General features: G+C 58.4%; 15 protein-coding genes. 9 read left to right on the forward strand and 6 right to left on the reverse strand.

Going from position 1 to position 12719, the window contains the following annotated elements:
* The first annotated feature begins 40 nt into the window (after window positions 1–40).
* Window positions 41–361, forward strand: coding sequence for a GNAT family N-acetyltransferase (locus NBT81_RS09370; RefSeq protein ID WP_338737872.1), 321 nt, complete (start codon window positions 41–43; stop codon window positions 359–361).
* A gap of 442 nt (window positions 362–803) precedes the next feature.
* On the opposite strand, the gene NBT81_RS09375 is transcribed toward NBT81_RS09370, so the two are convergent.
* From NBT81_RS09375 to NBT81_RS09385, 3 genes are all read right to left on the reverse strand, one after another.
* The gene (locus NBT81_RS09375) at window positions 804–956 is read right to left on the reverse strand and encodes a hypothetical protein (RefSeq protein ID WP_338737874.1); all 153 of its coding nucleotides are present in this window, start codon (window positions 954–956) and stop codon (window positions 804–806) included.
* Between the two features lie 482 nt (window positions 957–1438).
* Window positions 1439–1669 (reverse strand): cupin domain-containing protein, encoded by a 231-nt coding sequence (locus NBT81_RS09380; RefSeq protein ID WP_338737876.1) that lies wholly within the window; start codon window positions 1667–1669, stop codon window positions 1439–1441.
* A 230-nt stretch (window positions 1670–1899) separates the two neighbouring features.
* Window positions 1900–2262, reverse strand: a complete 363-nt coding sequence (locus tag NBT81_RS09385) for a helix-turn-helix domain-containing protein (protein WP_338737878.1) — start codon at window positions 2260–2262, stop codon at window positions 1900–1902.
* Between the two features lie 229 nt (window positions 2263–2491).
* Here NBT81_RS09385 and NBT81_RS09390 point away from each other — a divergent pair, with 229 nt between their 5' ends.
* From NBT81_RS09390 to NBT81_RS09415, 6 genes are all read left to right on the forward strand, one after another.
* A complete protein-coding gene (locus tag NBT81_RS09390; protein ID WP_338737880.1) occupies window positions 2492–2908 on the forward strand; it encodes a DoxX family protein in 417 nt (138 codons plus the stop codon).
* 38 nt (window positions 2909–2946) lie between these two features.
* Window positions 2947–3888, forward strand: a complete 942-nt coding sequence (locus NBT81_RS09395) for a glutathione S-transferase family protein (RefSeq protein WP_338737882.1) — start codon at window positions 2947–2949, stop codon at window positions 3886–3888.
* An 858-nt stretch (window positions 3889–4746) separates the two neighbouring features.
* Window positions 4747–5586, forward strand: coding sequence for a ParA family protein (locus tag NBT81_RS09400; protein WP_425498782.1), 840 nt, complete (start codon window positions 4747–4749; stop codon window positions 5584–5586).
* Window positions 5583–5984, forward strand: coding sequence for a hypothetical protein (locus NBT81_RS09405; protein ID WP_338737886.1), 402 nt, complete (start codon window positions 5583–5585; stop codon window positions 5982–5984). The genes NBT81_RS09400 and NBT81_RS09405 overlap by 4 nt, the downstream gene beginning before the upstream one ends.
* Window positions 5985–6274: 290 nt before the next feature.
* Window positions 6275–7408 carry a tyrosine-type recombinase/integrase gene (locus NBT81_RS09410; protein WP_338737888.1) on the forward strand — a complete coding sequence of 378 codons (1134 nt, stop codon included), beginning with the start codon at window positions 6275–6277 and terminating at the stop codon, window positions 7406–7408.
* A 555-nt stretch (window positions 7409–7963) separates the two neighbouring features.
* The gene (locus tag NBT81_RS09415; protein WP_338737890.1) at window positions 7964–8143 is read left to right on the forward strand and encodes an exodeoxyribonuclease VII small subunit; all 180 of its coding nucleotides are present in this window, start codon (window positions 7964–7966) and stop codon (window positions 8141–8143) included.
* A gap of 119 nt (window positions 8144–8262) precedes the next feature.
* On the opposite strand, the gene NBT81_RS09420 is transcribed toward NBT81_RS09415, so the two are convergent.
* Window positions 8263–8598 carry a hypothetical protein gene (locus NBT81_RS09420; RefSeq protein ID WP_338737892.1) on the reverse strand — a complete coding sequence of 112 codons (336 nt, stop codon included), beginning with the start codon at window positions 8596–8598 and terminating at the stop codon, window positions 8263–8265.
* Between the two features lie 268 nt (window positions 8599–8866).
* On the opposite strand from NBT81_RS09420, the gene NBT81_RS09425 reads away from it, so the two are divergent.
* On the forward strand, window positions 8867–9493 hold the full coding sequence (locus NBT81_RS09425) for a peptide-methionine (S)-S-oxide reductase (RefSeq protein WP_338742536.1): 627 nt from the start codon (window positions 8867–8869) through the stop codon (window positions 9491–9493).
* A gap of 76 nt (window positions 9494–9569) precedes the next feature.
* Here NBT81_RS09425 and NBT81_RS09430 read toward each other — a convergent pair whose 3' ends face one another.
* Window positions 9570–10703, reverse strand: a complete 1134-nt coding sequence (locus NBT81_RS09430; RefSeq protein ID WP_338737894.1) for an endonuclease/exonuclease/phosphatase family protein — start codon at window positions 10701–10703, stop codon at window positions 9570–9572.
* A 620-nt stretch (window positions 10704–11323) separates the two neighbouring features.
* Between NBT81_RS09430 and NBT81_RS09435 the strand changes: the two genes are divergently transcribed.
* Window positions 11324–12130, forward strand: a complete 807-nt coding sequence (locus NBT81_RS09435) for a DUF429 domain-containing protein (protein WP_338737896.1) — start codon at window positions 11324–11326, stop codon at window positions 12128–12130.
* A gap of 323 nt (window positions 12131–12453) precedes the next feature.
* Here the strand turns inward: NBT81_RS09435 and NBT81_RS09440 are convergent, their stop codons facing one another.
* Window positions 12454–12711: a hypothetical protein gene (locus NBT81_RS09440; protein ID WP_338737898.1), complete on the reverse strand. Its 258-nt coding sequence runs from the start codon at window positions 12709–12711 to the stop codon at window positions 12454–12456.
* Window positions 12712–12719: the final 8 nt, after the last annotated feature.

The raw sequence follows: 12719 nt of genomic DNA on the forward strand, positions 1-12719 counted from the left end.
CAGCCGAGCATACATTCGGCCGGCCCTATCGATAACATGGATGCTGATAATCCGCCCGCTGACAGCGGCCGATCGGGAGCTGGTCAAGTCGATTATCACGGCACACTTCACCGGCGGCGGGTCGTACAACGTCCCGACGAACAACGAGGGGAACGGGACCTTCGTCCGCGTCGCAGAGAGGAATGGTGCCCTCCTTGGCGTCATAGCGCTGAGCACGTACACGGCCCCGGCACAACTCTGCGAGGCGATGCACCTCATCGACACGCCCGACCCGGTAGACGCAACGTGGTACGGCCATGTCCACGCGGGCTACGCCGCGCCAGCACACACCGGTGAGGGAATCGGAAGCCGACTGCTTTAGCGCGTACACGCCATCGACGAACGCGACGACGTTGACGTATTCGTCGTCGATGCGTGGTTCCACGGTGGGGTCGACTCACCGGCTCGGCTCCTGCGGACACACGACTACGAGGTCGTCCACACGCACTCGTTCGCCGGTCACGCCGACGGATCGTGCCCGAAGTGTGGACAGTCGTGTGTCTGTGAAGCCGCCCTTGCCGTCCGGCCGCACGACTCGGGTGAGCGCAGGACTACTCGCAATCTATCCGAACCGCCATCTTGAGGTACAACATGGATAGAACAGTGAAGGGCACTAAATTTGAGGCTTAACACAATTACCTGCGAATCTAGACTACATCGAATGGCCCGACAACGGCACAACTCGCACCGACTTCAGTTAACCCACAAATCGGATAGTCCGGATATATGTGGTAACCTCTGATATTGCTGTCTACTGCTGTGAGTTATTCCTGAGGACTCACGACTTCGTCACAGATCGGGCACTCTGCCCAGATCCCAGTCGTTCCGTCTTCTTTCTCGTATTCGACCAAGACGTGTGCGCCAGAGAGCCCCTCACCACACTTCGGACAGCTTCCGAGTGGTGGATCGCCGGTCATTAGGGGAGGGAAGGGAGCGTGTGACATATCCCTTCCATCGGCATATGGGGTAATGATTTGGTGTAAGCTTTGTGTGATATCGTGTTGACGATGCACCGCAGTCGGTGGATTCGGCTCAGTCGCCACAACTAATTCCCTCGCAGCTGACTTTCAGACGATGGGTCTCCGGACAGTACTCACTCGAGTCCTGTTTGAGACCGACTCAACGGTCATCGTTGAGTGCCGTCACTGTGGGCTGACTGTCTCCCTAGAGACTGACTCGTGTCCAGCCTGCGGGGCGACGGACTTCTGTTGTTACGAGATACCCGAATAGGGAGTTCTGTCGAAATTCTCGGCAACTGAGACGACCCTCTTGCTGAATATAGAGGGTGTACTCAGTGGACCGTCGGATCTGGGTCGTTAGATAGAATCGGACTGGCTGTTCGGAACGACGGAGGAAGGTCGTACTCGGCGAGGCTACAGGCGCAGGGGGCGACCTGTCGTTACGTTGCCTGAGAGCCTTCGGCGGGCGCGTACATGACCGTGACCACGAACTCGCCCTCGAAATCGGTGAACTGGTGGTCTGTCCCGGGACGGAGATGTACAACGTCACCCGGCTCAACCTCGACTGACTCGTCGTCGGTCATGAGCGTCGCCTCGCCCATGTCGATACGGTAAATTTCCTCCTCGGCGTGCGCGTGCATCGGGTCCTCGTCGCCCAGCTTAAAGCGCACCTACGGCACTAATTCAAAGCGACGTCTTCTTCTAGCCGAGCCGTTCGGCAAGGTTGACCGTAGTGAAGATCACAAGAAAGCCGAGTGCGTACCCAATGAAGTGGACGTAGAGGTTCAGCACGCCACTTTCCGAAGATGGAGACGGTAACCCTGCGACTCCCAGTCCCGTTCGCATTACGGGAGCCCACGGGCGAGGTTGCGAGCGGCGGGGTGAGGACCGCGGCGGCCGACTACTGGTCGGCGTACTCTGTCGGGTCGACGTACTCGCGTGCCCAGGCGTCAAGTTCATCGAACACCGGTTTGAGTGCAGTCCCCTTCTCGGTCAGCGAGTAGTAGGTCGCGACCGGCGCGGCCTCCTCCATGCGCTTCTCGACGAGACCCGCTGCTTTCAGCGCGTCGAGCGATTGCGAGAGCGTCCGCGAACTCGCACCGGTCGATTCCTTGAGTTCGTTGAACCGCATCTCCCCCTCGTCTACCAGGTCGTGGAGCACGTTGAGTCGCCACTGCGTCCCGATGACCTCCAGTGACTCCGCGGTGGGACAGGCCTGCGGGTCGACGTCTGCGAACGGGTCGTTAGGGTCGTTCGTCTGCATCATCTCCAGTTTCGGAAATTCAACTCAAAAATCTCCCGCTCCGACACGTCCCGGTACACCGCGGTATACCCGGTCCCGCGTACCCAACCCGATATAACATAATTTACCTGACATTTATGCCGTTGTCGACGGAAGTCGGTGATGCGATGACCGCAACCAACGCATTCGGACGCATCGACGCGGAACAGGATTGGTCGAGTACGACCGCGAGTGGGGAGGTGTCGGCCTAATGGTCTTTGAGTCGACGGTCGCCGGACTCGCTCTGCTGGTCGGCCGCGGGCTGTTCGCGGCCGTGCTGGGTTACCTCGCGCTTGGCAATCTCCGCGACCTCGAGGGGACTGTCGAGTACGCCGCACACAAGGGCGCGCCGGCCCCGCAGTTGCTGGTCCCGCTGTCGAGCCTCACGCTGGTCGCGGGGGCAGCGTCGATACTGCTCGGTGTCTTCCCGCTGGTCGGCGCGCTCCTCGTCATTGGGTTCCTCGTCGGCGTCACGCCGATGATGCACGATTTCTGGGCCCAAGAGGGGATGGACCGCGAGAACGAGCAGGTCCACTTCCTCAAGAACGTAGGGCTTGCCGGCGCGGCGCTGGTCTTCCTCGCGTTGTCGTCGACCGACTGGCCGTACGCGGTCGGGCTCACGCTCTGAACCGGATACGAACTGATACACCACACGATTCCATACCAATGGGACGACTCATCAACGGCGACTGGCTAAGTGACGTATCGAACGACGCGCGCACGAACTTCGACTACGAGGAGACCGCGTTCCGCGACGAGATCGGAACCGACCGGCACCCGGCGGACCCGAATCGGTACCACCTGTACGTCTCCTGGGCCTGCCCGTGGGCCCATGGGACACTCATGACGAGGGAACTGCTTGGACTGAACGACGCCATCGGTATCAGCGTCGTTGACCCCCACCGCCGGGACGACGGCTGGGAGTTCACTCCCAAGAAAGAGGGATGCACGCCCGACCACGTCCACGGCCACGACTACCTGCACGAGGTGTACACCGAGGCCGCCCCGGAGTACACCGGTCGTGTCTCCGTTCCCGTTCTCTGGGACGAGCGAGCCGGAACCATCGTCAACGAAGAGTCCGACGAGATCATGCGGACGCTCGCCGACGCCTTCGGCGACGACAGGGACGTCGGCCTGTATCCCGAGGGCCGCCGCGAGGCGATCGACAACTACATCGGCGAACTCTACCGGCCGCTCAACCGCGGCGTCTACGACGCAGGCTTCGCGGAGACCCAAGACGAGTACGAGGTAGCCGTCGAAACGGTCTTCGACGCACTCGACCGCTGGGAAGCCCACCTCTCTGACCAACGGTACCTTCTCGGCGACCATCTCACGCTCGCGGACCTCCGACTGTTCGCCACGCTGGTCCGCTTCGATGCGGTCTACCACACCCACTTCAATTGTAGCGTCCGTCGCCTCGTGGATTACGAGCATCTCTGGGGGTACACGCAGGACGTCTATCAGACCGGGGGAATTGCCGACACGGTGGCTCTCGACCATATCAAGGAACACTACTACCGGAGTCACGAGGACGTGCATCCGACGGGGCTAGTCCCCCTCGGGCCTGATATCGACTTCCAGGCGCCCCACGACCGCGACGACCTGTAAGGTTTGATCGCTGGTCCCGACGGGTCATCCATCATAGCTCACGAGGTCGAGGCAGACGTAGGTCATGTTCACATATTTCAGACACTATAGACCACCACTAAACGTGGGCTTGTCAGTGGACTCCCGGTTCTGGCCACTAGAATGAGGCATGGACCGGACAGGCGACCTCAGAGTCGGATGTGTGCCTAGGCTCGCCACGGTCTAAGTCTCGAGTATCGCCAGTGCTCTGCATTATTAACCAACGGACTGCAAGGAAGCCCGAGGTATGTTGGTTAAGACTGTGTCCCACCACAACCCCGATGCCAGTCTCGATCGGAAGTCCTTCCGCGCTGGCGAGCCGTGAGTCGATGCCGATTGGCCAACAATCCACCTAGGGCCACCAGATACATCGTGTGCCCAACAGTTCCAACCAGATTGACACCGGTCGGATGACATAGATCGAGAGCAAGTTGAACCCATGAGAAACCTCCCGGAAGCGGTGGGACACGAGAGAGTGGAGAGACTGCAAAGCCTGTCTTCCCAGTACTTGAGATTCTTTGTTTTTAATCGAAGGTAGATGTCAGTCTACCTACTGTGAACTCCGAGACGTGATGCGAGAGGTCTCTAGTTACGTTGATTTCAATGTTTACACCCCGATCCGACTCCATCAGGACTCTTTCAAACATGGCCGGTGACGCCTTGCCCGACTCACGAACGTACCTTGAGCTGTACTAAGTAACTGATCTGAACAGTTATACTATATTGTTAATTGGTATAGCTAGAAAGTCCAGCTATACTTTGTAGCTATACCATTTAGATATACCTACTAACTATATCGTCTGACTTAGCTTTATAATGGACCCACCGCTTGTAGTGCTCATGTTAGCTTATACGACGTACTCGGAGGCTGGGGGCGTGGGCAAGTCCACGCTCGCGGCCAATCTGGCAGTCGCCGATGCACGGGAAGATCGAGACGTACTCGTCATCGATCTCGATCCACAGGAAGCGTCGGTTTCTCATCTCTTGGACGTCGGCACGCACAGAGACGATCCCAAGGCCGACTCACTGGTTCGGCATATGGTCGAACGGAAGCGCGGACCGTTCGAGGAGCTCGTTGAATCGAGCGAAGGGGTCGATGTGATCCCCGCTCACAACAGCCTCGAACGTCTAAACAAGCACCTCGCCAGGCGTGAAGAAGAGGCCAACGACTTCGGCGAGAACTGGAATCGCAACGTCCAGTTGCTTCGTGTCCTCCGAGAGAACGACATCCACGAACGATACGACACCCTGATTGTGGATCCCCCAGCGACGGCAGACGTTAAACTGTATAACGCTATACACACCACGCGATCACTCATCGTTCCGTTCGAACCGTCTGGAAAAGGGCGCAAGTCGGTTGACGGACTGGAAGATCTCGTCCCTGGGTTGGAGAAGAACCTCGACATCAATGTGGGCGTACTCGCTATCGTCCCGAACCGATTCAAAGGGACCAACGACCAGCAGGACATGCTCAACGAGATGCGGTCACACGAGTACGACATCCCGGTCGTACTGAAAGAACGCGGGTCTCTCTTCGAAGGTTGTTGGCGACAGCAGTGCTCTGCATTCAAATACGTTGAGGAACACCGTGATAGACAGAGAGACTACGAATCGGAGACATTGGAGCGCTTGGAAACGCTGGCTGATCACCTGCGAAAGACAGTGGAGGCCCCAGCATGAAATCCGGTGCCGGAGACGACCCATTCGCAGAAGATAGTTCTCTGGACGAGAGTAGCGATATGTCCGATAGGGACGACGAACCATTAGATGACGACGGGACGTCGGAATCTTCGGCTGAGGAGAAAAGTGCAATAGCATCTCGAAGGCAGACTCAAACTCAGACTCTCCCTTATAAATACCAGCGCGACTCAGTCAAGCAGGGACGAAATCAACAACCAGTCTTTCTCCAGTCTTCCACGGAGGATCTAATCGAAGAGACGATAGACAACATCGAAGGTCGATTCGACGAAGACATCTACAAGACTGATGTCGTTGAGGCGATGTTGGTAGCTGGTGGTGAAGGGACGACTCCAGAGGCTGTACTCCAACGGTGGGGATACGGAATGAAGAATCGCTGACTCGGCCAGTCTAACGCAGACCCGGTCAAAATCTGGAATTCCAATATGTAACTGCGCCGTTCTTTGACCGAAGCTGCGAACAACTTGCGACTCGATCACCGGTGATGAGTATTCGGAAGACGCGTCTTAGCTTTGATATAGCTTTATATGGTTTATATTCTTGAATATAAGCGATACAACCCATAGAACCGGTGAAATCAGCTAATTAGAGCTTTGATGATTTACTATGTCTTAGCCCACAAAGACACACTAAATTGAAGTAGGTACCCGCCGTCCGTGACTCCAACTCAATGACCATCGACAAGAGTGGGTGTTCAACCGCCGGAATTGACCTCGAAACTGCTATCGAGGCTCGACTGGCCAGTCTCGACTCGGGCAACTACCGAGCGAACAACCGGCTCATCCTCAGCACCTTCGCGGAGTACCTAAGGAATCACCGTGACGTCACGGCTCTCGCGGACTTGGAGGTCATCGACTGCCGCCGATACGCTCAGCACCTCCGAGAGCGTGTCCATAATGAGGGGGACGACCTCTCGGCGGCCTCGGCTCACGCGAACGGGCCCTACTTCACGATCGTCCGGGCATTCCTCGGTTGGTGCGTTGACGACGAGCGCATTGAGTCAAACCCTGCTCGACCGAACCGTGTCAAGGAGGCACTCCCAGAATACCACGGGGATCACGACCGACAGTTCTGGTCGGTAGAGGCTCGGGAAGCGCTGCTCAACTTCGTAAGCGAACGGGCGCACGCCGCGCTCAACGAGTCAGCGGACGCCCGCGAACAAGCCTTCCGAGATCGAGCTATCGTGACGATGCTCGCTCTCACGGGTGCCCGTGGAGCGGAACTGTTCGCCGATCCTCGCGACGACCATCGGAGCGGCCTCAAGTGGAACCATGTCGACCTCGAAAAGGGGATTGCTACCGTCTTCGGCAAGACACGGGAACGCCAGCCGATACCTCTCACTGATCGCGTCGTCGAGAGTCTTGAGCAGTATCAAAAAGTGCTTGACCCAGCCACCGAGGATTGGCCGGTGTTTCCGACTCGTCACCATGCTTCGCTCGCGAGAGCAGCTGAGGAGGGTCTCGAAGCCCAAGGATGGAGTGCGGATGATATCGAGGCGAAGCTAGCGGCCTCAACGTCAATGGAGACCATCCGGGAGCATGAAATCGCGCCGCCAGCGCTTTCCAAAAATGGAGTACGATCGTTGATGAAGCGTCTCTGTGACGCTGCTGACATTGATATCGACGGCGAGTATCTCAAGCCACATGGTGGTCGACGTGGACTGGGGAGTGATCTCTACGCACGGGATGCCGAACTCGCACAAGAGCTTCTCCGGCACGAATCGATCGAGACTACCCACGAGTCCTATCGGGAGCAGAACGTCATTGAACGGCGAGAGAGACTAGAACGGGCGCTCAACGAGTAGCCAGAACCCCGCGTCAGTGTTTTCAAATTTAGTTACCCCACAAATGAGATTGTACGCTTCGTGGGGTAACTCAGAAATTTCGGCAAGGATGTCGTCATTACCGGCTCAATAGAGCGTGCTCATTAGATAAGATGTGTTTGAGTTCGAACGTCTCGCCATCGCGAACCGAGTCGACATTCCACTGCCTGCAGTATCGAAGTATGAGACCATGCCTGGAAGTCCTCGATATGAGGTGTGACTGCCTCTCCATAATTCGGACAACAGGTCGCGACCAGCAGGTTTTGGAGCACTGACTGCCCATCGGCCTGGTGCAAAACACAGGCTCGATCACCGTGTGGGTGCTACCCTGCCAAGCATAGGAGGTCAGTCGTCATGAGGAGGTCTTGTAGGCCAATAGATGGTGGCGGCTGGGTCATACAGCGAAGTCAACATACCGCTCTGGCTTCGGGGCCGAGTTCAAGAAACTCAGTCGGAGATTTTCGAGCTCCGTCGCCTCGTTGCGGCCCTCGTGCTCTTGGGTCTCGTCTTCGTGGCGCTCGCAATCCTCCTTCTGGCATGATCGACGACATCGACGCCAAGATCGACCGCTTCGGGTGGATCATCGACCAACTCGAACACGACAACGTCCCGCTCAAGGGTACCACGGAATTCCACGACGAGGGCCGCGAGATGCTGGCCGAACTCAACGCGGCGCTTGCACTTGACGACGAGACTGCCGACGAGGGCCTCAACTGAGTCTGACCGCTGCCCCTACCGTGGTCGAACCGGTGTGCTGGGGGACACCCACCGCAGACTGTGCCGTCACACGATGAGTGTGGGTTGCTCCGAGCACCCACCGGGACTGCGGTGGAACATTATGGGGTGTCGTCGGCGCCGACGTCGACAGCGCCGTCGTCGGGCGCCTCGTCCTCGGCATCGGCCGCCGTTACCGCAATGTCGTCGATCGTGTAATCCTTCCGGCTGAGGCGCTCGGCGATCAGCCACTTCCGGAGGCGATCGAGCTGGTCCCAGTGGAGGTGGGCCGGTGGGTCCGCGGCCAGCGCGTCGAACTGCTCGACGACGACGGTATTGGCGAAGCGCGTGGATTTGTCGCACACCGGGCAGGTTCGGGAGAGGTGTGACACGTCGAATTCACGCGTCACTCTTTCCTCCAGACACTCGATACAGCGATACTCTGAGGAGCGACTCACACACGCTGTACGGACCCAACGGGCTTGTATGCCGGGATGTTGTCGTGTGTATCTTGGTACGCCGTCGGGATCGGACACGAGCGCCGTGTGCTCGTGGACCAGCCAGCACACGTCGTCGGCTGCTGCTGCGTCGCGTCCTAGGTGAGGCCTGCGTGGGTGGCGTCGCACCTGTCGCCACCCGACATTAGTGTGTGGAGACGTACCATAACACGAGATGCGATTCAATCCCGGCCGGACGCTCCGCGGCCTCTACAGACGGGTCAACCCCATGACGCTCACCCCAGCAACCATCCGCGACTACGATGCGCAGGCGGCTGACCGCGAGACGACCGACACGGCGACGTTCGGCCTCGGCTGTTTCTGGGGGCCGGATGCGCGGTTCGGTGCGATGGACGGCGTGGTCCGCACACGTGTCGGGTACGCCGGGGGGACGACATCCGACCCCTCGTATCACGCGCTCGGTGATCACACGGAGGTCGTGCAGGTTGACTTCGATCCGGCCGTGGTCTCGTATCGCACCCTCGTCGAAACCGTGTGTCAGCACCACCCTCTGCACACACAGCCACAGAAACCGCAGTACCAACATCTCGTCCTCCCGTCCACACCCAGCCAGCGGGCGACCATCGGCGCGGTCCTTGCGGACCTCGGCGAAACCGCCACAAGCGTCGACACGCGGATCGAACGCCTCTCGCAATTCTATCCGGCTGAGACCTATCATCAGAAGTATCGCCTTCGCTCGGCGACGGCGTTCGTGGATGCGTTCGACGCGGCGAGGTACACCGACGAGGATTTTCGTGACTCCCCCATCGCGGCGACGCTGAACGGGTACGTCGCAGGACATAACGTCAACCTTGATGTGGAGCTGCCGCCCCCCGACCAACACGCGTCGGGATGACCCATACCCTCTCCTGAGTTAGCTGCTGGGCCGCAGACAGCACGTCACGTACTCTCTAGAGGTGGACCAACTACGACTATCCGGACGTCTCCAGTTGCTGATCGGCGCACCATTCGTACAACTCGTCTTTGAGTTCCTCCGACGTCGCACCGAATAGTGTCCCGAGCCGCCAGCCAAGGTTTTCCCACGTCAGCCGACGTAACACGTCGTCGCCCATCTCCGTACCATCGACAGCGTTCTGCCACCCGACCTTGAACCGTCCTCGACGGTAGTTTGCGTCCGGATCGACGGTTCGGACATCGTCCTCGTAGACCAACGCCGAAACCGACTGGGAAGGACTCGATGCCTCGACTGACGCACTCTCGGATGGAGTGAAGCGACTGCGGTCGAGTGCGTCGGCCTCCGCATGCAACCCACCCTGCGGGGTAAAGATGACTTCCAGTGGCGTGTGGTCCGAGAGGTCGTCGTACTCGTGGAGATACGTCGCCTCGGTGGCGTTTAATTGCTGACTGGCGAAGACGTGATCGAACCGCCGTGGGAACTCGTTGCCTTGATTGGTGGCCACCCAGCTGTACGCGTCGTCACCATACCCGTTGACATCCCGATACGCATCCGTGAGATCGTACGCTGCTAAGTCAACCATCACACTCCGTTCCGCTTTGATCCAGGCGTCGTCGCTACCCCAGACCGTCACGTCACCTGTCTCACTTTCTTCCTTCGGGGAATTGAAATCACCGCAGAGAAATCGGTAGTCCGGTGGATCCTCAACGGCGAGTCGGTCGTGGATCGCCCTGAACATCTCGGGTTTTGTCTCTCCGTACTGACTCCCCGGAAGGATGTGCACGGTGTGGCCTTCGACGCGGCCGAACGGAGTGAAAAACTCCGCGGAGAGTGCCTGATGCTGATACGGCATCTCGAAGGTTTCGGGTGGCAACACTCGGAACGGCCACCGACTGGCGAACGCACAGCCGGACCCGTTCCCCGGGTCGTCACGCCGAAACTCGTGACTATGCGCGGTGTATTCGAATCCGTGCTGGCGTAGCAGTTGCCGTGGTCGACGACTCGCTTTCACACCGACTTCTTGTAATGCGACGATATCCGGCTCCCGGTCTTGGAGGGCCGTCAGTTGGTCCGTGAAGCGACTGATTGACGCCCGTTCGACGTTCCACGTGACGAGCCGCAATTGGTCATCTACCTCGTCGCGAGTCATACCGCGAGTGATTCACCGAAGCCTCAAAGAAATCATCCCGACCGGTGGTGGGAACAGTCGCGCTCTGTCCCACGCCAGCCATGTCTTCGACTGGGGAGATGCGTGGCATCACTTAATTCACCCAGCGGCAACCGCTCCGCTCGCGGCCATGTATCGTTGAGACTTGACGACAGCTGAACTGGTCCCACTCCTGACTCCTGCTCCCGCACGAACGACCTCACCAACCACTACTCGCGGAGCCCGCAACTACTATGACCGTACATTCGTGAGCCGCGTATCCCGCTGATCGGGTGGCGCCTTGCAGTGACACAGATTGGGAGTGCCAATCAATCGAAGAAATCGGTCCGAGTGCTGGATTGGCCTGGATACGTGTCACACGCGGTGTACACACAGTGCAGGGCGGTTGCGTACACCGAGTGTGAACCGATTCTGAGTGGTGAAAAAACACGATACGTAGATTTAATCTGCTTATTTGACTCACGACTGTCTGTGGTGTGCTTCATCAATTCTCCGCCACACGACAGGGTAACACTGTGGAGATACGACTGCCTCGATTGACAACGAGAGCTCCGACCTGATCCCTCCAAACGACTTTTTATTTACGAATAATGCTCCGTCACATGACCGACAAACCGTGGCAACACGTCGGCGTCGACTGGGCGAACGGCGCGTGGGTCGCCGTCGGGTATCCGGTAACTGGCCTACCCGAGACGACAGTCTACGAGACCATCGAAGCGTGCTGGGATGCCCACGGCGACGACGCCGATCGGATCGTCGTCGACATTCCGATCGGGCTGTGCAGCAACGACGGTGACGAGCCGTGTTGTGACGTCATCGACGGCGAACGCTCTCGTCGGTGTGATGACCAAGCCCGCTCGATTCTTGGCCTGCGGTGGGCGTCCGTCTTCACCGCCCCGAGTCGGGAGGCCGCCAATCTCGCAACCGATGACGACGTCGAGTACAGTGATATCTCAGACAGGAACCGAGCCGTGACCGGGAAGGGACTGAGCCGGCAATCGGCTAACATCGCCCCAGCAATCGCCGCCGTGGATGACCTCCTCAGAAACGGTGACGCGGAGTCAGACGTACTGATCGAAGGTCATCCCGAAGTGTGTTTTCGGGCGTTTGCCGACGAACCGCTCCAACACGCCAAACGAACCGCGCCCGGTGTCGCTACGCGGTTGGTGGCACTCGACGCGCTGTCTGACTACGACGAGGGCACATGGCGTAAGCTCGCTACGGATCTCGCCGATCAAGAGTATCGAATCGATCTCGATGACTTGCTAGACGCACTCGCTCTCGCACTGACGGCCCGAGCCGACGAGGACGACTTCCACCGCTTGCCCTCGGCTGAGCCACCGAGCGACGCAGCAGGCCTTCCGATGCAGATGGTGTATCGGAGAGCAGAGCCGTTTGGATCTGACTGAGCCAGACGTATGCCCACCACCGAAATCGGTCTCGTCGGCTGGACGAAACCGAAGCGAGATATCCCGGTGACGCCGTGAGAGCTGTACGACACGTCCGCCCTGTTCCTGAAGGCGTCGGCAGACTGTGACCAAACACACGACGCGTGGTGCATGCTATCCGGCAAATACGGTCTCTCGAACCTGATGAACTGGTGATTGGGCCGTACAATGAGACGCCTATCGATGCGAGGACAGATGAACAGGGGCAATGAGCAGGTCGTACCGTCACACAACTCGGCGATATCCACGAATCAAAGACCAATCACAGCAGGAATCAAACGCAGTTAGATGACTTTCTTCAAATCGGCTTCAATGACTTCGGACTCTTTTGCTGTCTCCGAGTCTTTTTTGTCCAGGAAATACCCGATACTGCTCCCAACCGTGGCCCCAGCAACGGCACCTGCAGGTCCAAAGGCGACTGCGCCGACGGTGACTCCTGCATAATTCAACTTAATCGTCTTCGGAGCATTCTCCTTCGCCTTTGATCTGAAATTCTTTGCGTACTCAATCAGTTCGTCTTTGCTGAAATTGGGGATGTTCATCGTACTAC

It is taken from the genome of Haloplanus sp. CK5-1 (assembly GCF_037201915.1).
GTDB classification, from domain to species: Archaea; Halobacteriota; Halobacteria; order Halobacteriales; family Haloferacaceae; genus Haloplanus; species Haloplanus salilacus.

Bases quoted from the DNA above. Each gene is read 5' to 3' on its own strand.
- NBT81_RS09405 (WP_338737886.1), top strand. From the start codon at position 5,583: ATGAAATCCGGTGCCGGAGACGACCCATTCGCAGAAGATAGTTCTCTG.
- NBT81_RS09430 (WP_338737894.1), bottom strand. From the start codon at position 10,703: ATGACTCGCGACGAGGTAGATGACCAATTGCGGCTCGTCACGTGGAAC.
- NBT81_RS09410 (WP_338737888.1), top strand. From the start codon at position 6,275: ATGACCATCGACAAGAGTGGGTGTTCAACCGCCGGAATTGACCTCGAA.
- NBT81_RS09390 (WP_338737880.1), top strand. From the start codon at position 2,492: ATGGTCTTTGAGTCGACGGTCGCCGGACTCGCTCTGCTGGTCGGCCGC.
- NBT81_RS09425 (WP_338742536.1), top strand. From the start codon at position 8,867: ATGACGCTCACCCCAGCAACCATCCGCGACTACGATGCGCAGGCGGCT.
- NBT81_RS09435 (WP_338737896.1), top strand. From the start codon at position 11,324: ATGACCGACAAACCGTGGCAACACGTCGGCGTCGACTGGGCGAACGGC.
- NBT81_RS09385 (WP_338737878.1), bottom strand. From the start codon at position 2,262: ATGCAGACGAACGACCCTAACGACCCGTTCGCAGACGTCGACCCGCAG.
- NBT81_RS09440 (WP_338737898.1), bottom strand. From the start codon at position 12,711: ATGAACATCCCCAATTTCAGCAAAGACGAACTGATTGAGTACGCAAAG.
- NBT81_RS09375 (WP_338737874.1), bottom strand. From the start codon at position 956: ATGACCGGCGATCCACCACTCGGAAGCTGTCCGAAGTGTGGTGAGGGG.
- NBT81_RS09370 (WP_338737872.1), top strand. From the start codon at position 41: ATGCTGATAATCCGCCCGCTGACAGCGGCCGATCGGGAGCTGGTCAAG.
- NBT81_RS09400 (WP_425498782.1), top strand. From the start codon at position 4,747: ATGTTAGCTTATACGACGTACTCGGAGGCTGGGGGCGTGGGCAAGTCC.
- NBT81_RS09415 (WP_338737890.1), top strand. From the start codon at position 7,964: ATGATCGACGACATCGACGCCAAGATCGACCGCTTCGGGTGGATCATC.
- NBT81_RS09395 (WP_338737882.1), top strand. From the start codon at position 2,947: ATGGGACGACTCATCAACGGCGACTGGCTAAGTGACGTATCGAACGAC.